Below are 17183 nucleotides of genomic sequence, written 5' to 3' on the forward strand. Positions count from 1 at the left end.
GCCGCCCATCCTTCATGGCAAGGCTCGACGAACTCGGCCGCGAGCTGTGGCAGGACAAACTCGGCACGCTCGGCTTCGCGATCATCGTAGCCCTGCTGTTGATGGCGATCTTCGCACCGCTGATCGCACCTTATGATCCCGCCGCACAGTCGGTCATGTCGCGGCTCAAGCCGCCGGCCTGGCTGCCCAAGGGCTCATGGGAACACCTGCTCGGCACCGACCATCTCGGCCGCGACGTGCTTTCACGCGTCATCTATGGCGCCCGCGCCTCGCTGATCGTCGGTGTGCTGGTGGTGCTCTTCGCCGGCACGTTCGGCGTCGTGCTCGGCCTGTGGTCCGGCTTCAAGGGCGGGCGCACCGACTCGATCATCATGCGCATCGTCGACGTGCAGGTCGCCTTCCCCGGCCTGCTGCTGATCCTTTTGGTCATCTCGGTGATCGGCCCGAGCATGACGACGATGGTCATCGTGCTCGCCGTCACCAACTGGATGGTCTATGCGCGGGTCGTGCGCGGCATCGTGCTGTCGGTCAGGCAGACGCCTTATGTCGAAGCGGCAGAGATGATCGGCTGCAAGACCTCGCGGGTCATCTTCCGCCATATCCTGCCCAACCTGACCTCGCCGTTGCTGACGCTCGGCATCCTTGAATTCACCAACATCGTGCTCGCCGAGGCAGCACTTTCCTTCCTTGGCCTCGGCGTGCAGCCGCCGGCAACGAGCTGGGGCCTCGATGTCGCCAACGGCCGCGACTACATCTTCGTCGCCTGGTGGCTGATCACCTTCCCCGGCCTGTCGATCGCCACAACCGTGCTCGCGGTCAACCTGTTCGCCTCCTGGGTGCGCGTCACCACCGACCCGCAGGAACGCGAGAAACGCTTCGCCTACCAGCGCGCCAAGGCCGCGGCTCGCAGCAAGCGCCGCCAACCTACCTCAGCAGCCCGCAGCCATGGAGGACGGACATGAACATCAGCGCCATGAGCAACAATGAACCACTGCTCGAGATCGACCGTCTCAAGGTCGAGTTCGACACACGGCGCGGACTGGTCCAGGGCCTGCGCGGCGTGACGCTGTCGATCGGCCGCGGCGAAACGCTGGGCGTTGTCGGCGAATCCGGTTCGGGCAAGAGCGTCACAGCACAAGCAGTGATGGGGCTGATCGACATGCCCGGCCGCATCGCCTCCGGCGATATCCGCTGGAAGGGCCGCTCGCTTTTGGGCGCTGACGGCGAGCGTTACGCCCGCGACATCAGAGGCAAGGAAGTGGCGATGGTCTTCCAGGACCCCATGACTTCACTCAATCCGGTGCTCAGGATCGGCACCCAGATCGGCGAGGTGCTCGAACGCCATCTCGGCATGACGCGCAAGCAGGCCCGCACCCGCTCGGAGGAACTGCTCGCCGCCGTCGGCATCAGTGCGCCCGGCCGCCGGCTCGACCAGCATCCGCACGAGTTTTCCGGCGGCATGCGCCAGCGCGTCATGATCGCCATGGCCATCGCCTGCGAACCGCAGCTGCTGATCGCCGACGAACCGACGACCGCACTCGACGTCACCATCCAGGCGCAGATCCTCGAACTGCTCGCCGAGCTGCAGCAGTCGCTCGGACTGTCGATCGTGCTGATCACACACGACCTCGGCGTCGTCGCCGGCCTCTGCCACCGGGTGGCGGTGATGTATGCCGGGCAGATCATCGAAACCGGCCTCGCCGAGGACGTGTTCGAGCGCCCGGCGCATCCGTACACGCAGGGCCTGTTGCGCTCGACGCCACGGCTCGACGAGGTTTCGGACCGCCTGATCTCGATCGACGGCGCGCCGCCCAACCTGGTGACCCCGCCAGACGGCTGTTCGTTCCAGCAGCGCTGCCCACTGTCGGGCGAGGCCTGCAAGAAGGCGCCGCAGCTCGCCCATATCCGGCCCGATGCCGAGGCCGCCTGCTGGCAGCCTTCGACGCCGGCATGGGCGACACCTTTGATGTCGCCTTCGATTTCGCACTAGGAACCCGCGATGCTCAATCCCGTATCAGCCCCGGCGAGCCAAGCCCCACTGCTCAGCGTCCAGGGCTTAGGTGTCACCTACGAGACCGGCGCCCAGGGCTTCTGGGGACGGCCGAAGGCCTTTGACGCGCTGCAGGACATTTCCTTCGACCTCAAGGCGGGCGAGACGCTCGGGCTTGTCGGCGAATCCGGTTCTGGCAAGACAACCACTGGCCGCGCCGTGCTTCGCCGCATCAAGACCTCGGCCGGCAAGATCGTCTTCAAGGGCAACGACATCACCCGGACCGATGGCGAGGCGCTGCGCAAGCTTCGCCGCAACATGCAGCTGGTGTTCCAGGATCCCTATTCCAGCCTCAACCCGCGCATGCGGGTGATCGACATCGTCGCCGAACCTTTGCTGGTCCATGGGCTGATCCGCCATATCGACGAGGCGCGCGACCGCATCACCGAATTGCTGCGCGTCGTTGGCCTGCCCGCCGACGCGCATGACCGTTTCCCGCACGCCTTTTCCGGGGGGCAGCGTCAGCGTATCGGCATCGCCCGGGCGCTGGCGTTGCAGCCCGAGTTCATCGTCGCCGACGAACCGGTGTCGGCGCTCGACGTGTCGGTGCGGGCGCAGGTGGTCAACCTGATGCAGGACCTGCAAAAAGAGCTCGGCCTCGGCTACCTGTTCATCGCCCATGACCTGTCGGTGGTGCGCCACATCTCGCACCGGGTGGCGATCCTCTATGCCGGGCGCATGGTCGAGATCGCCGACCGCGACGATCTCTACGATCACCCGATCCATCCTTACACCGAGGCGCTGTTGTCGGCGGTGCCGGTGCCCGATCCGCGTACCCAGCGCCAGCGCAAGCGCATCGTCTATGGCGGCGAGGTTCCCGACCTCGTCAATCCGCCGCCCGGCTGCCGCTTCTCGACGCGCTGCCCGCTGGCGACCGACCAGTGCCGCAAGGACGCGCCGAAGCTCAGTGAGCGTTCGCCACGCCACCTCGTCGCCTGCTGGAACAGGTAGGCGTCAGTCGCTGAACTTGGAGGTGGCAAGGGCTGCCCGGCCATATTTGTTGTTGGCCTCAAGCAGCTTGAGCAGCGTCGCCAGGAACGCTTCGCGCTCGTCATCGCCAAGTGTCTCGATCAGGCGCTCCTGCGCCCGGCTCATCGCCGGATGCATGGCGGCGACAAGCTTCTCGCCCTCAGCTGTCAGCCGCGCCAGCACCATGCGCTTGTCTTCGGTGCTGCGGGTGCGGTCGACGAGCCCGCGCTGGGCCAGCCGCGTCAACACATCGGCGACATTGGTGCGGTCGATGCCAAGCGCCTGGGCGAGCGAGATCTGGTCGGAATCGGGATTGCCGGAGAGGATGGTGAGCAGCCCATACTGCACCGGCGTGATGCCGAACTCGTGGCACTCCTCGAAGAACAGCGCGTAATGGACCTGATGCAGCCGGCGGATCAGGTAGCCCGGCCGCTTCCATAAAGGCAGTCGCTCGATCAGCTGCTGCAGCTCCGGATTGAGCGTGCCTTCGGCCATAATCTTGGCCTTGCCTGCCTTCTCCGCTTTCGGTGCCTTGGCCAACAAAACCTCCCGCGATTGCCTTGGCAACCTGTCTATCTCCTGCGGCGATAACAAGAAAGGGCGGTGCCACCTCATATTTTTCCGATCCATATCATCCCGCCCGACAGCCGCCCAGGTCGCGCTGGAACGCCAGCCGACCCGCAGAATTCAAGGCCTGCGCGTTGCGAGCCGAATAAAACGATGTATACTGAGCATTATTGGAAACCGACCTCAGAGGAGAGCTCCATGGCCCAGGAACCGCTGGCGACAAAAGGCAACTTCCTGCACATCTACGACTTCCGCGTCGAAGCCGGCCGCGAGGACGAATTCGTCCGCCTGTTCGAGGAATTCGACTATTCCGACGGCAATCCGATGCACAAATCCTGGGCCCAGGTGAAGGACGGCGTGCTGTGCCGCGACACCGAGGACCCGCAGCGCTTTTTCCTCATCGCCGAGTGGTCCGACATCGTCGAGCACGCCAAGATCCGCAAGGTACTGGCCGAAGAGCTCAAGCCGGCTTTCGTCGGCCTCATCGAGGGCCGCAAATTCGTGCCCAAATATGTCGAGGTCGTTTCCTCGACGCCGGAGGAAATCCTCAACGCCGCCGCCCACTAAGGCTCCGCGATGCGCACGCTCTACACCTTCTTCCGCTCGTCGACCTCGTATCGGCTGCGCATCGCACTGGCCTTGAAGGGGCTCGACTGGGGGCCCCGCTTTGTCAGCCTGCCCAACATGGCCCACCGCACGCTCGACTACATGGCGCTCAACCCGCAAGGGCTGGTGCCGGCGCTGGTCGAGGACGGCAAGGTGTTCGCCCAGAGCCTCGCCGTTCTCGAATATCTCGACGAGACACATCCCGAGCCGCCGCTGCTGCCGAAGTCTCCAATCGAGCGTGCCTATGTCAGAGGCCTCAGCCAGATCGTCGGCTGCGACATCCACCCGCTCAACAATGTCAGGGTGCTGAAGTACCTGAAGTCGCGCTGGCAGTTGTCGGACGACGACACCAACGAATGGTATCGCCACTGGATAGAAGAAGGGTTCCGATCCTTCGAGGCAACGCTTGCGGTCGCCGGCAAGCATGGCCGCTACTGCCTCGGTGACACGATCACCATCGCCGACATCTGCCTGGTGCCGCAGGTCGCCAATGCCCGGCGCTTCCTGTGCGACCTGGCCGCCTTTCCGCTGTCGATCGCCATCGCCGACCGCGCCAGCTCCCTGCCGGCCTTCGAAGCCGCCCACCCGAGCTTGCAGGCGGACGCGTTCTAGGGAGGCGGGCTAGCCTGCTGCCAGTGTATGCTTTCGACCCGAACAGACACATGCGCCCCGGGTCCAATTGCTCGAACAGCGGCAAGCCGGGGTTATGGCTCATCCCTGCCTGAGGGCCTCGACATCGCCTTTCTCAATCCCGACCAGAGGCAAATAGCGCGCATCATCGGCTTCTTTGGCTCACTGAAGAGGTCCGCCATGTGAGCCGGGGGAACACCATCTGTTGTTGCACCAGCCAAACAAAGACCCGATGTCGACAGGGCTAAATATCGCCTAGAAGTGGGTTGAGCGTGCGGTTCACCGCGATCTGTTCGGCGTGGACTTCGCCATAGGTCGGATTGTCGGCAAAGAGCCGGCGATGATTGTCCCACCATTCGTTGTCGCGGATTCTCGGAGCCTTTCCCTTGACCGCCGCCGCGAGGCCACGGCGGGTCTTGTCGGCATCGTAGTCGCAGCAATAGGCCGGGGTCAGGGGTTCCTGGCGCCAGGACTCCGCCAGCGACCCGCCATCGACGGGATCAAAGCCGATTTCGTTTATCAGTCTCATGACGATCTGCTTGCCACGCCCATCGTCGCCAGCCACTGGAATTGCGAGACGTCCGTGCTTGCCTTCCGGCTTGCCAAGTTCGGCAAGGGAGTAAGACAAGATGCTGTTGAACGCCTTGAAGATCGGGCGCCCAAGTTGCTGCGACACCCACACACTTTCCGGCATCCCGACATCGATCTCGACTATATGCGGGTCGCGTATCCCGGGAAAATAATTGCTGACATCAATGATGACCACGTCGCCCGCAGCCCGGTTGAACAGATCTTTCGGAAGCGTCGCCGCGGCCGGGAAAGGCAAGGCAAGCAGCACGACTTCCGCGCCCTCGACCGCTCCGTGGATATCGGTCGCCTGAACGCCGACTTCGGTCGCAAATGCCAGCGCCGCCCCTGCGCCGCGCGAATTGGCCACGCTAACGTCATGGCCTTTCTCGCTCCATTTGCGCGCCAAGGTGCCACCCATCTCGCCAATGCCAATAACGCCGATTTTCATTGTCTTGCCTTTTCGTGAGCGGCCGAACATGGGCCTTTTCGGCTCTGGTTAGGATGGGATCTCGGTCGGATGAGCGTTTCGAGACTGGCAACGCCAAGTCTCAGCCGTGAAGGCTTCTTCCTGCGGAACCAGGCCTACATGGCCCAGAGTTTACTGCGGTCGGATCACCAAGTGACTTGAACACCTTGTTGGCTTTCATCGTCCTCACCATTTGCACGAACAGAATATGCAGGCAAATACCTGCATGTCAATGTGCGCTTTTTGTGAAAGCCGTTCGGCCCGTTAGCTTCCGCTCACGGCGCAAGGCGGACTTTGGAGGATGCTATCGGGTTACCGCTCTGGCGCGCGTAGCAACGACCCAGAGCGAAACCAGGAACTCCGCCCCCGAGGGAAACTCACAAGGCAGCGAGCGCAGGCAGACGAGCAGCGCTTCAGGATTCGACCAGGATCACGATCGACTCGGGCACCACGCCATCAAAGGCCATCGCGTCGGCAGCTTCCTTGCCCTGCAACGCTTTCGCCATGGCGTCCATGTCGGGAACGTCCATGAGAATGGCCACCCGGGTCGGATCCTGTGGGTTGACGAATGTTCTGATGTTACTCACCCCCAGTGCTCCGAAGAGCTGCTTGCGCTTCGGCGAGGCGAGCCAGTGGTCCGCGCCCTTTGTGATGTTGTGGTGAGCGATAATCGTCGGCATCGTATCCTCCCTGTCATGAAGCGGAAGTCGTACATCAACCAAGATCCGTCCACGCAATGCCCTATTGGCGAGCCTGTCAAGGCGCCTTACAGCGCGGATAGCCGTAGAGAACCCATGCAGACGGCTTCCCCGATGCGTCGCGGTCGCAGTCGTCTACCGCGTCGTGGCCTCGGCCCGCGCGGTCACGATCCACACCGAAGCCCTAAGCTCCACCGACGTCGGATCGCCCAGGGCAGCCAATGCCTTGCGCAAGCGAGACTCGGCCGTTGCACGCAGCGCGGGGTTTTCGCGCAGGATCCTGCCGAGCGGACCAACCTTCGACAACACTTGGGACATGGCGTCGACATCGCCGCTCGACACCATTTGATCTAGCGGCCAAATGGCGATGTCGCCGAAGCCGGCTGCGGCAAGCGTGCCACGGATGTGGTCCGGGTCGGCGAAGCTGAACGGGGTGTCGGCGGCGGCTGACTCAAATCCGGCGGCGGCCAGCGGAAAGCGGTCGAGCTCGTTCTGCTCGGGCGAGCGCCAGCAGACAAACGCCAGCTTGCCCGCTGGCTTCAGCATCCTCGCGAAATTGGCAAAGGCTGCGACCGGATCGGCAAAACCCATCACGCCGAAGCGGGAGAACACGGCGTCCGCGCTTGTTGACGGGAGGTCGAGGGCCTGCGCGTCCGCATCGAAAAGGCTGACCTGGCCGAGCGTTTGCGTCCTTTGCCGGGCAACGTCGAGAAGCAGCGGCGCGATGTCCACGCCGATCACCTGCCCCCCTGCTCCAACTCGTTCGGCGAGCTGGAGCAGCGTCTGTCCCGTGCCGCAGCCAACGTCGAGTACGATCTCTCCCCGCCCGACACCGAGCGCATCCATGGCTGCCAGCCCGAGCGGCGACAGCTGCAGGTCGATCAACTCGTAGTCCTCCGACCACGCTCTGGCGTGGAGGAGCTTTGGCGAGGCGATGTCTGCTTGGTCGGGCATCGGAGAGGCATAGCAGCCGCGATGGCCTGCGTCTGCATTCCAGCGAGCAAGCCCCTCACGCCCTTCGTCGCTCGGCCACGGTCGCCTTGTCGTAGCCCGCGACCTTCTTGTAGCTGTTCGACAGCGCCGCCAGTTCGTCCTGGCTGATGACGTCGTCGAGGCGCGCGAAGGGCCGGTCGCCGGTGCGCTCATAGACCTCCTTGAGGATGATATCAGGCGGCGTGGTACGGTTGGTGCGAACGACAGTGGCGGTCGCCTCCAGCCGCTTGTCCTCATAGGCCTTGAGCACGCTTGCGACGTCGCCGCCCGATGCAAAACTGTCGGCGAGCGCGCGCGCGTCGAGGATCGCCTGGCCGGCGCCGTTCGAACCGCGCGGATACATCGGATGGGCGGCGTCGCCTAGAAGAGTCAGCCGCCCAAAGCTCCAGCGGGCAAGCGGGTCCTTGTCGACCATCGGATATTCGAGAATCGCCTCAGTGCCACGGATCAGGCCGGGCACATCGAGAAAATCGAAGCTCCAGTCGGCGAAGGCGCCGATGAAATCGTCGATCTGGCCGCGCCGGTTCCAGTCCTGCTGGTGATAGCGCGGCGTCTCGATCTCGGCGACCCAGTTGATCAGCTGCCGGCCCTCGCCGTCGAGCTTGTTGCGGATCGGGTAGATGACCATCTTGCCGTGCGCCAGCCAGCCGGCGCGGACATAGCTCGCGCCGCCGAGATAGGGTTTCCACCAGGTCGTGCCGCGCCACATGTTGACGCCGGAGTAGATCGGGCCGCCATCGTCGGGCACGAGCTTGCGGCGCACGACGGAGTGAATGCCGTCGCAGCCGATGATGGCAGCGCCATGCTGGACGGGCCGGTCCTCGCCGGTGCGGCCGTCGACGAAGCGGGCGGTGGCTGCCGTATCGGACTGCTCGACATTGATGCATTTCCAGCCGGTGACAACGCAATCGGGGCCAGCCCGCTCGACGAGCGCGCGGTGGAGTATCTGCTGCAGGTCGCCGCGATGGATCTGGAACTGCGGGTAATCGTAGCCGGCAAAGGTGCCGACCGGCTCCTTGTAGATCAGCTGGCCGAAGCGGTTGAAGAAGCAGGATTCGCGCGCCGTGACCGCGACCTCGGCCAACGCATCCTGGAGGCCGAGCTCGGTCAGCTCGCGGCTGGCATGCGGCAGGACCGAGATGCCGACGCCGATCGGCCGGATCTCCTGCGCGCTTTCGTAGACGCGGAAGGGAACGCCCGCCTTGTGCAGCATCAGGGCCAAAGTCAGCCCGCCGATGCCTGCCCCGATGATCATCACGTCCATGTGGCTCTCCACCAATAACGGCAGTATACTGATTATTTTCTTGTCCAAAACCGCGAAGGCCACCCGGAAGGCGGCTAGACCGCCTCGCGGAACGGCAGTTCGAACTCCTGGCGCGCGTTGCGGTCGAGGATTTCCTTGGCAAGTGCTGCCGCAACGCCGGTTGGCTCGTTGGCCGCACTGGTCAGGATGAACTCGACCTCTTCGAGCTGCGGCAGCTGCGGGCTTGTCGGCAACACCATCAACCCTGATGAAACCATGCCACGCGGCTGGACCATGACGCCGAGCCCGGCACGCGCCGCCGCCTGCAGCCCGCTCAGGCTGCCGCTGGTACAGACGATGCGCCAGGGAATGCCCTTGCGGTCGAGCGCCTCGATCGCCGCGACACGGGTGATACCGGGGCGCGAAAACAGGATCAGCGGCAGCGGTTTGCCGGCCTCGACCACGGAGGGGTCGCGCGCCGCCCAGACCAGGCGTTCGGTGCGCACGGCGACGCCGCTGCGCGCCTCGCGCTGCTGGTTGAGCCCGACGCGGCGCTTGGCGATGACGAGGTCGAGCGCGCCCTCGTCGAGCAGGTCGAACAGCGTGCTCGACAGCGCCACCGTCAGCTCGAGCTCGACCGACGGATGGCGCTCGGTGAATTTGTGCAGCACGTCGGCGAGCCTTGTGGTGACGAAGTCTTCCGACGCGCCGAAGCGGATGCGGCCGCTCAGCCGCGCGCCCTGGAGGTAGCTGCGGGCGCGTTCATTGGCGTCGAGGATCGAGCGGGCAAAGCCCAGCATCGCCTCGCCGTCGGGCGTCAGCATCACCGAATGGGTGTCGCGAACCAGAAGCCGCCTGCCCACGCTGACCTCGAGCCGACGGATGTGCTGGCTCACTGTCGACTGGCCGAGCCTGAGATGCACCGCAGCCCCGGTGAAGCTGCGCGAGCCGGCGACGGCTACGAAGGTCTGGAGGAGTATCGGATCGAACATGATCCCTCCCTGTGTTCACGAAACGAAATGAGCATCATTTTTGTATGCGCCATTCACAATGCAATCGGCATTTGGCATACTGTATACAAATTTAGCTCGCTGCCAAGGGATCACGCGTTTGTTCGCACGTTTTCGTCCAGACACATTCATCATGCTGATGATCGCCTGCATCGCGCTGGCTTCGCTGCTACCGGCGCAAGGCAGCTTCGCCGGTCATTTCGGCACGGCGACCAATATTGCGATTGCGCTTTTGTTTTTCCTGCACGGGGCACGCCTCTCGCGCGCGACCGTCATCGCCGGCATGACGCACTGGCGGCTGCATCTGCTGGTCTTCTCCTCGACCTTCGCGCTGTTTCCGATCCTCGGGCTGCTGCTCGGCTTGCTGGTGCCGACGGTGCTGCCGGCAGCGCTTTATGCCGGCGTGCTGTTTTTGTGCGTGCTGCCGTCGACGGTGCAGTCATCCATCGCCTTCACCGCCCTTGCCGGCGGCAACGTGCCAGCCGCGGTGTGTTCGGCCTCCGCCTCCAACATCATCGGCATGTTCCTGACCCCGCTTCTGGTCGGGCTGCTGTTTGCCAAGACCGGAGGTGGCGGGGTGTCGCTGTCGGCGATCGAAGGCATCATGCTGCAGCTCTTGGCGCCGTTCATCGCCGGCCAGATTGTCCAGCCCTGGCTCGCCGGCTGGCTCGGCAGGCACAAATGGCTGGTCACCATCGTCGACCGCGGCTCGATCCTGATGGTAATCTATCTCGCCTTCTCCAAGGCGATGGTCGCCGGCCTATGGCAGCAATTGCCGCTGCAGTCGCTGGTGGTGCTTTTGCTGATCGCCGCCTTCCTTTTGTCGACAGTGCTGGCGATCACCATCTTCGCCAGCCGTCTGCTCGGTTTTTCGAAGGCGGACGAGATCACAGTCGCCTTCTGCGGCTCGCACAAGAGCCTGGCCTCGGGCGTGCCGATGGCCAATGTCATCTTCGCCGGCCAGGAGATCGGCGCCATCGTGCTGCCGCTGATGCTCTATCACCAGATGCAGCTGATGGTCTGCGCCTGGATGGCGCGGCGTTATGCTGAACGCGCCGCCGCCGAACGCGCGCCGGTCATCGAGGCCCAAGGCGCGGCACAATAGCCGCGCGACCCGATCTCAGATCTTGGTGGCGCCGCCGTGATTGGCCGGCAATGACCTCGCCCGCAGCGGGGCGACCGAAGCGTGGCGCTGGAAAGTTTCCTCTTCAAGCACTTCGACCTTGTGGTTGGGCAGATCCGACAGCAGGCCCGCGACCCTTGTGAACGACTGCTCGAGCGCGCGCTCCTTGATCTCTCCGGCTTTCAGGCCGGCCGACATGAAGTCGATCATGCGCAGGATGACCTCGGTGTCAGCCCAGTAGGCGCACATGCACAACAGGTCGCAGCCGGCATTGATGATCCGGATCGTCGTCTCCGGTTTGTCGAGGCGGTCGGAAATCGCCTTCATGCCAAGATCGTCGCTGACGACCACGCCTTCGTAACCCAGTTCCTTGCGCAGGATGTCCTGCAGGATCACCTTCGACATCGTCGCCGGAATACCCGGGTCGATCTGCGAGATGACGATATGCGCGGTCATGATCATGCGCGTCTGCGCATCGTTGAAATGGCGGAACGCCTCGAGCTCGCGGCTGCGGAAGGTCCTGGGGTCGACGTCGATAACCGGTAGCGAATAGTGCGAATCGACAGCCGTGTCGCCATGGCCGGGGAAATGCTTCGGGGCAGCCCAGCACGCCTTCCGCCTGCAGCGCGTCGAGGAACTCGCGCGCCGCCGGCACCACGTCCTGCGGCGTCGTGCCAAACGAACGCTGGCCGATGACCGGATTGGCCGGATTGGAATTGACGTCGACGACAGGCGCGAAATTGACGTTGAAGCCGAGCGAGCGCAGCTCGATGCCCATCGCCTTGCCGACGTCGGACGCCTGCTTGGGCCATTCGCGCGCATAGGCAAACGGCGTGATCGGTGCCGGCGGCCGCAACACGCCACCGCCCTCATGGTCGATCGAGATGATGACCTCGTCGCGCTCGATGTATTCGCGCACGTCGGACAGCAGCCGCGCGTGATTGTCGAGCCAGTCCTCGTAAGGCGCGTCGGGCAGGAAGTTGGCGCGGAACAACACCACGCCGGCAGGCTTGAGCAGAGACAGCAGCCGTTTGTCCTTGTCGCCGAGCACATGCCCCGGCTGCAGGCCGATGAGGAACCGATGTCCAAAGGACGCTGGGCCGCGCCCGAGATCGAATGAGAGATCCATGCTTTGCCAACTCCGCCGGCTGTCCGGTGCGACGCACTGTTTGTGATCCAAACACGTCCTTAGTGCATGAGCCGGAAAATCGGAATCGGTTTTCGAGCAGGCTGAAGGCAATTCACGACAGCGCCGCACCTTTCAGCAGGCGCGGCGCTGTCGTGCCAGGTGGCTCCATGTTCAGGGGGCGTGATCCGAAAAGTGGGGGCCATTTTTCGGGAAGGTCACGCTGCAACAAGAACATGGAGCCCCATTCCGGTTTTGTCGGAATGGACCAGGCTCTAGAACTTCACCGTGAGGTCAGCCTTGACGGCATGGTCGCGGGCGTTGCTGGCGATCTGGCCGTTGTAGCCCAGGCCGAATTTGGTGTTGGGCGAAACGGCAACATCGAGCCCGGCCTCCAGCGCCAGCGTGTCTCTGGCGATCGGTGTGCCCCCTATGGTGAAGGCGTTGCCGCCGGCAAGAGCGAGCGCCGAATATGGCGTGACGTCGCCAAAGGCATGGCGCCAGCCGATCATGCCGCGCGCCGTAGCCTCGATGCCGCCGACATGGGCAGCGGCGGCGGCACGCAGGCCAAGCGTGGCGAAGGTGACGTCGTTGGTGGTGGCAACGGAATGGAGGGCCGCCGCCCCGCCCTGTTCGGCAAAGGCATCGTGCCGCACACTGACATGGGCAAGACCGGCAAACGGCTCGAAGTTCGCCACGGCCGTGTCCAGACGATAACCGGCTTCGCCGAACAGCTGGGCAGTGCCGGTATTGTAGTCGGCAGTCAGCCTTTCGGCAAAACCGTCGAATGCCACGGTGCGCGTCGTCGACACGCTGTGCAGGCTGTAGCCGGCGCCGGCGCCGGATACCGAACGCCCCCCAGCGGCCACCGCCATAGAGGCCGAGGTGGTAATTGTCGCTGTCGCCCGACGAGTCGCGCGCATCGACGTCAAAGCTGGTCTTGCTGTAGCCGGCAACCATGCCGGCCCGCCAATGCGTACCGATGGCGGCGTCACCACCGACAAGCAGACCGCCGGTCGAGCGGCTGAATTCGGCGGCATTGCCGTCACTGTCGAACGATCCCCAGGCGCCGAAGCTCCTGCCCCAGCCGGCGAAGCTGTCGGTCGCGGCGGCTGCGATCGCGGCGCCATCGGGACCATAGGCCGTCACCGGCACCGCGACCGCAGCGACATCCTCGAAGGCCGCACGGATGCGATCGGTGGTGGCGTCGCGCATGAAGCGGCTGTCGTCGATCAACGCGCCATTGAGCGAGGCGTGCACTTCGCCGGACAGCCCGTCAAAGGCCTTGCGCGCCGAACCTGCGTCGAGCGGCAAGATCGCGTCATAGACCTTGTTGCCCATGCGCAGGCTTTCGGCACCGGCACCGGTGGCGACCTGGTTGCGAGTGGAACCGATGGCGCTGAAATCGGTATCGTTGCGCGTCAGCTTCAGCGCTACCGAATTTTCATTGTAGCTGAGGGCCGGGTTGAGGAAGGCAAAATTGGAGGAGACAGAACCGAACTTGCCAAAGACGGCCTGACCCGCCGTCAGGATGGTGTAGGTCGAGTTCGGCCGATACTTGCCGCCAGCGCCGATATGAACGACCGAGCCGCCGTTCAACGTCGCGGTACGGCCGACCTTGATCAGATCGGACGCGCTGCCTTGTGGGTCCACTTCGACATCGTAGCGCCCGCCATTGATGGTGAGATCGCCTGCGACCGTCAGCGTGCCGATGCCATTGCCTGGCGCAATCCGTCCGCCTGCGGCAACGACGGTTGAACCGACCGTGCCCGAACCGGCAAGCGTGGCACCGTCCTGGACATCGACCCCGCTGCCGGCGATGGAACCATTGACCCTCAGCGTGCCGGCTCGCACCGTCGTTGCGCCGCCATAGGTGCTGGTTCCTGTCAAGGTGAGTTCGCCAGTACCTTTCTTGACGAGGTTGCCATTGCCCATGATCGCGGCACCAAAGCTGAAGTCGTTGGAGCGATTGAAGGCAAGCGTGCCGTTGTTCAAGACATCGCCGCTGCCGAGCGAACCCGTCGTCCCGCCATTGCCGATTTCGAGCGTCCCCGACCTGATCCTGATGTTGCCGCCATAGCCAGCGTTGTCGCCGGTCAGGGTCAGCGTGGCTGCTCCATCCTTGTTGAAGCCCCCGCCGCTGATCTTGCCAGAAAGCGTCAGGTCCGCATCGGTGAGGAAGGTGCCCCTGCCCTCCGGGTCCACCGTGACGTCGCGGGCGCTCGTAAAGGCTGCAGTGTTCTGTAACGTACCGCTATTGAGAACGATGCCACCCGCCACATCGCCAAGATTGTTGTCGGCTGACACGGATACCGCGCCGCCATAAATTGTCGTGCCGCCGCCATAGGTGTTGGCGCTCGCCAGTACGAGCGTACCATCGCCCTGCTTCACCAAAGTGCCGGGACCGCCCACTTGGCCCGTCAAGGTCAGCGTCGTGCCGTCAGCGGGGTCGAAGCGCCCGTTGCCCACGAGACTGACACTGCGCGCGCTGGTGAAACTCGCCGTGGTGGCGAGCGTGCCGCCGGCAAGCGTCAAGAGAGTATCGGGATGGCCAAGACTTGCATCCGACCCGACCGTCATCCTGCCGGCGATCTTCCATGGCGCGTAGGCCGTTGCCGTGCCTGTCACGGTCCAGTCGGAATTCGCGGCAACCTCGTAGACGCCGAAATAATGATAGGTGCTGCCAATGAGGGAGGCGTCGAAAGTCCCGGCCGCAGTCCCACCGAGTCGGAGGGTGTCTGCGGTGCTGAACGCCGCGACATTGCCGGCTACGCTCGATCCCGCATGAACCTCGAACAGGTTGACGCCGCCGGAAAATATGACGGCCTGGAAGCGGCTGCCATCCGCCGCCAGACCGCCGGCGATCGTTCCACGGTTGATGATGGCAAGATTGGAGCCGAAAATCCCAATGCCGCCCCAACCATTGCTGGCAGGCGGAGCATTGCCGCTGGCGCCGCCCGCGCCGCCATTGCCGCCACGGATCGTGGCGCTGACGGTGATCGTCTTGAGCTGGGTGCCATCGGTGAAATGGAGCCCCCGGCCGCCGGAGCCGCCGCTGCCACCCTGGTGGCTGATGTGGTTGACGACGCTACTGCCTCCATCTCCGCCATTGCCGCCGATGATGTCGTGCGAAATGACGGCATTGACCGCGCTGCCTGTCACAACGGCACCGTAGCCGCCGGCGCCGCCGCCACCACCGCCCCCGGGGTAAATGTGGCCGGCGGCGGGTTTGTACGCATCCCCTCCGCGAAGCCCGTCAGTTCCCGTCACCGCGCCAGACGGCAACCCGGTTCCGACATAGCCATGGTTGCCGCCCGCGCCGCCAGATCCGGTGCCGTGGCCAGCCATCGCCGCGCCGCCGGCGCCGCCGACGACCCCAGCGCCACCACCACCACCGCCCCAACCGTAGATGCCTTCCCCTCCCTGCCCGCCGTGACCGATGGAACCGTCGAATCCCCCGGTGCCGCCGCCATTTCCGCCGTTGCCGCCATCAGCGCTGGCCGGCGTTGCAAACGCAGCCACAAGCACAATCGAGACCGCCGCGGATGCAAGCTTGCTTCTGGAAAAGCCTGCCAGCGCGGTGCCGCGAAGGAGGTATAGGCGGCACCGCGACAGGACGCGCTGCGAGTCGAGCCAAAGCTGATTTCTCATAGGTTTGGGCCCCCCGCCACGCAGCTGCCGGCACGCCGCTATCCGCCGCTAATGGACGTGGCCACCGGTGCGGGACGTCTAGCATGGGGGGTATTCGGCACCGAGAACGATAGCCGGTGATTTCGTCCCAGACTGGCCCGGATTCGTCTCAGGCGCGGGCGCCGGAGGCGGTCAGGCCGTCAAGCCAGGCTTGCAGCCAGTTGCCCTCGGTGTCGACAAGATGGCCTGTGGCCAGTGTCCGCCGGTCGGCTTCCAGCATCGCCTCGCGCGGCGGCATGCCAAAACGCAGGCGGAATGCCCGCGAAAATGCAGCTTCGCTGCTGAAGCCGCAAGCAAAGGCGAGTTTCGAGACACCGCCCCTGCCGGTTCCCGCCGAGGTAAGGCGCAGAAACGCGCGATCGAGGCGACGGTCGCGGATGTATTCGGCGACGCCTCCCAGCGCCTCGAAGGTGCGGTACAATGCCGAGCGCGACAACCCGAAATGCCGCATCACCATCTCTGGCGACAGAGCTTCGTTGTTCAGGTTGCGCTCGATATAGCTCTGGATCGCCTGCAGCGAACCGCCGACGAGATCGGCCCCGGTGGCGTCATTGCCGGAAACGGCTGCCGAAAGGCTTGCCGAGATCAGCGTGCCTGTCACCTCGGCTGCAAGCCTGCTTTCGCTTGCATCGATACGCGGCGCCACCCGCGCCAGCGACATCAGATGCTCGCGCAGGAGCGTGCCGAACGTCGTCTCGCCATCGAGCACCGCACCGTGCAGGGTGTCGAGCGTGCGCGGTGCAAGCCGCACCAGCTCCCTCGGAAGGACGATGCTCACTGTGTCCAGCGTCGACGACCGCGAGCTCATCTGCCGCGACATGTCGAAACAGACGACGTCGCCGGCCTTGCCATGTGAGATGTGACCGTCGGCCTCGAATTCACATTCGCCCGAGACGTAGAGCTGCACCACCAGATGATCGACGCCGACGGCGGAGGCAAGTTGGCGGTCGCGGCGAAACGACTGCGGCGAGGCATGCGAACGGCCGAGCAGAAAGCTGCCGAGATTGTAGGTGGTGAGGTCGGCATGGAACGGCGTCGTGTCAAAATCGGGGCGGAAGCGCTTCAAATACGCTGGCAAGCCCATCGCGCCAGCGCTGGAAATTTTCCTGCGGCGTCAGCAATGCCGAGTTGATCGCCTGGCTTGGAGCATTCTTGTGCGTCATATATCATCCGCTCAAAATACAATGATGAGCGCGTAACCATGCTCGCGCAGACGTTTACATGCCAGCATGTGCCACGAAGTACCAGTGCCTGTATTTCTGCTTCGTCTATATTTCCATTCCTCCTCAGACGTCTTTCGTCGGCATGACCTACCAAACGACGCAATACTCCGACGTGGGCAATCTGACGGGTGCCGTTGTCGGACGGCTGACCTGTCGCCAGCCGTCCGAGCCATCGTCTGTCTGCGTCAGCTAGCAGCCGATCCCATCGGCATTGGTCGC

General features: G+C 64.2%; 15 protein-coding genes and 2 pseudogenes. 6 read left to right on the forward strand and 11 right to left on the reverse strand.

All coding sequences use genetic code 11. The features are described from left to right. Positions 1-14 precede the first annotated feature (14 nt). From ACHMW7_RS28225 to ACHMW7_RS28235, 3 genes are read left to right on the forward strand one after another with little or no spacing between them, the layout of a single operon-like run. On the forward strand, positions 15-962 hold the full coding sequence (locus ACHMW7_RS28225) for an ABC transporter permease (protein ID WP_395451465.1): 948 nt from the start codon (positions 15-17) through the stop codon (positions 960-962). After that, positions 959-1990 (forward strand): ABC transporter ATP-binding protein, encoded by a 1032-nt coding sequence (locus ACHMW7_RS28230; protein WP_395448653.1) that lies wholly within the window; start codon positions 959-961, stop codon positions 1988-1990. Before ACHMW7_RS28225 ends, ACHMW7_RS28230 begins: the two co-directional genes overlap by 4 nt. 9 nt (positions 1991-1999) lie before the next feature. Beyond that, positions 2000-3001: an ABC transporter ATP-binding protein gene (locus ACHMW7_RS28235; protein ID WP_395448654.1), complete on the forward strand. Its 1002-nt coding sequence runs from the start codon at positions 2000-2002 to the stop codon at positions 2999-3001. 3 nt (positions 3002-3004) lie between these two features. Here ACHMW7_RS28235 and ACHMW7_RS28240 read toward each other — a convergent pair whose 3' ends face one another. After that, entirely contained in the window at positions 3005-3559 is a 555-nt protein-coding gene (locus ACHMW7_RS28240) for a MarR family winged helix-turn-helix transcriptional regulator (protein ID WP_395448655.1), read from the reverse strand. A gap of 225 nt (positions 3560-3784) precedes the next feature. On the opposite strand from ACHMW7_RS28240, the gene ACHMW7_RS28245 reads away from it, so the two are divergent. Further along, on the forward strand, positions 3785-4153 hold the full coding sequence (locus ACHMW7_RS28245) for a hypothetical protein (protein ID WP_395448656.1): 369 nt from the start codon (positions 3785-3787) through the stop codon (positions 4151-4153). 9 nt (positions 4154-4162) lie between these two features. Continuing rightward, positions 4163-4804 (forward strand): maleylacetoacetate isomerase, encoded by a 642-nt coding sequence (maiA, locus tag ACHMW7_RS28250; RefSeq protein ID WP_395448657.1) that lies wholly within the window; start codon positions 4163-4165, stop codon positions 4802-4804. Positions 4805-5066: 262 nt separating this feature from the next. Here the strand turns inward: maiA and ACHMW7_RS28255 are convergent, their stop codons facing one another. The 5 genes from ACHMW7_RS28255 to ACHMW7_RS28275 all read right to left on the reverse strand — a co-directional run bounded on the left by ACHMW7_RS28255 (position 5067) and on the right by ACHMW7_RS28275 (position 9784). Then, on the reverse strand, positions 5067-5840 hold the full coding sequence (locus ACHMW7_RS28255) for an NADPH-dependent F420 reductase (RefSeq protein WP_395448658.1): 774 nt from the start codon (positions 5838-5840) through the stop codon (positions 5067-5069). Between the two features lie 431 nt (positions 5841-6271). Beyond that, positions 6272-6538 (reverse strand): hypothetical protein, encoded by a 267-nt coding sequence (locus ACHMW7_RS28260; protein WP_395448659.1) that lies wholly within the window; start codon positions 6536-6538, stop codon positions 6272-6274. A 153-nt stretch (positions 6539-6691) separates the two neighbouring features. Next, positions 6692-7441, reverse strand: coding sequence for a class I SAM-dependent methyltransferase (locus ACHMW7_RS28265; protein WP_395448660.1), 750 nt, complete (start codon positions 7439-7441; stop codon positions 6692-6694). 124 nt (positions 7442-7565) lie between these two features. Then, the gene (locus tag ACHMW7_RS28270; RefSeq protein WP_395448661.1) at positions 7566-8813 is read right to left on the reverse strand and encodes a flavin-dependent oxidoreductase; all 1248 of its coding nucleotides are present in this window, start codon (positions 8811-8813) and stop codon (positions 7566-7568) included. Between the two features lie 74 nt (positions 8814-8887). After that, positions 8888-9784 (reverse strand): LysR substrate-binding domain-containing protein, encoded by an 897-nt coding sequence (locus tag ACHMW7_RS28275; protein ID WP_395448662.1) that lies wholly within the window; start codon positions 9782-9784, stop codon positions 8888-8890. Positions 9785-9935: 151 nt separating this feature from the next. On the opposite strand from ACHMW7_RS28275, the gene ACHMW7_RS28280 reads away from it, so the two are divergent. Then, complete coding sequence (locus tag ACHMW7_RS28280; protein WP_395448663.1) at positions 9936-10907, forward strand: bile acid:sodium symporter family protein; 972 nt, start codon at positions 9936-9938, stop codon at positions 10905-10907. 15 nt (positions 10908-10922) lie between these two features. Here ACHMW7_RS28280 and ACHMW7_RS28285 read toward each other — a convergent pair whose 3' ends face one another. The 5 genes and pseudogenes from ACHMW7_RS28285 to ACHMW7_RS28305 form a co-directional block, all read right to left on the reverse strand. Next, positions 10923-11603, reverse strand: coding sequence for a glycoside hydrolase family 3 N-terminal domain-containing protein (locus ACHMW7_RS28285; RefSeq protein ID WP_395448664.1), 681 nt, complete (start codon positions 11601-11603; stop codon positions 10923-10925). Continuing rightward, positions 11584-12054: pseudogene (locus ACHMW7_RS28290) on the reverse strand (glycoside hydrolase family 3 N-terminal domain-containing protein); the annotation flags it as partial. The gene ACHMW7_RS28285 and the pseudogene ACHMW7_RS28290, both read right to left, overlap by 20 nt. Before the next feature lie 272 nt (positions 12055-12326). After that, a complete protein-coding gene (locus ACHMW7_RS28295) occupies positions 12327-13091 on the reverse strand; it encodes an autotransporter outer membrane beta-barrel domain-containing protein (protein WP_395451466.1) in 765 nt (254 codons plus the stop codon). Further along, positions 12979-15702: pseudogene (locus tag ACHMW7_RS28300) on the reverse strand (autotransporter outer membrane beta-barrel domain-containing protein); the annotation flags it as partial. The pseudogene ACHMW7_RS28300 and the gene ACHMW7_RS28295, both read right to left, overlap by 113 nt. Positions 15703-15850: 148 nt before the next feature. After that, entirely contained in the window at positions 15851-16819 is a 969-nt protein-coding gene (locus ACHMW7_RS28305; protein WP_395448665.1) for a helix-turn-helix domain-containing protein, read from the reverse strand. Positions 16820-17183: the final 364 nt, after the last annotated feature.

It is taken from the genome of Aminobacter sp. UC22_36, from assembly GCF_044056035.1.
Classification (GTDB): domain Bacteria; phylum Pseudomonadota; class Alphaproteobacteria; order Rhizobiales; family Rhizobiaceae; genus Aminobacter.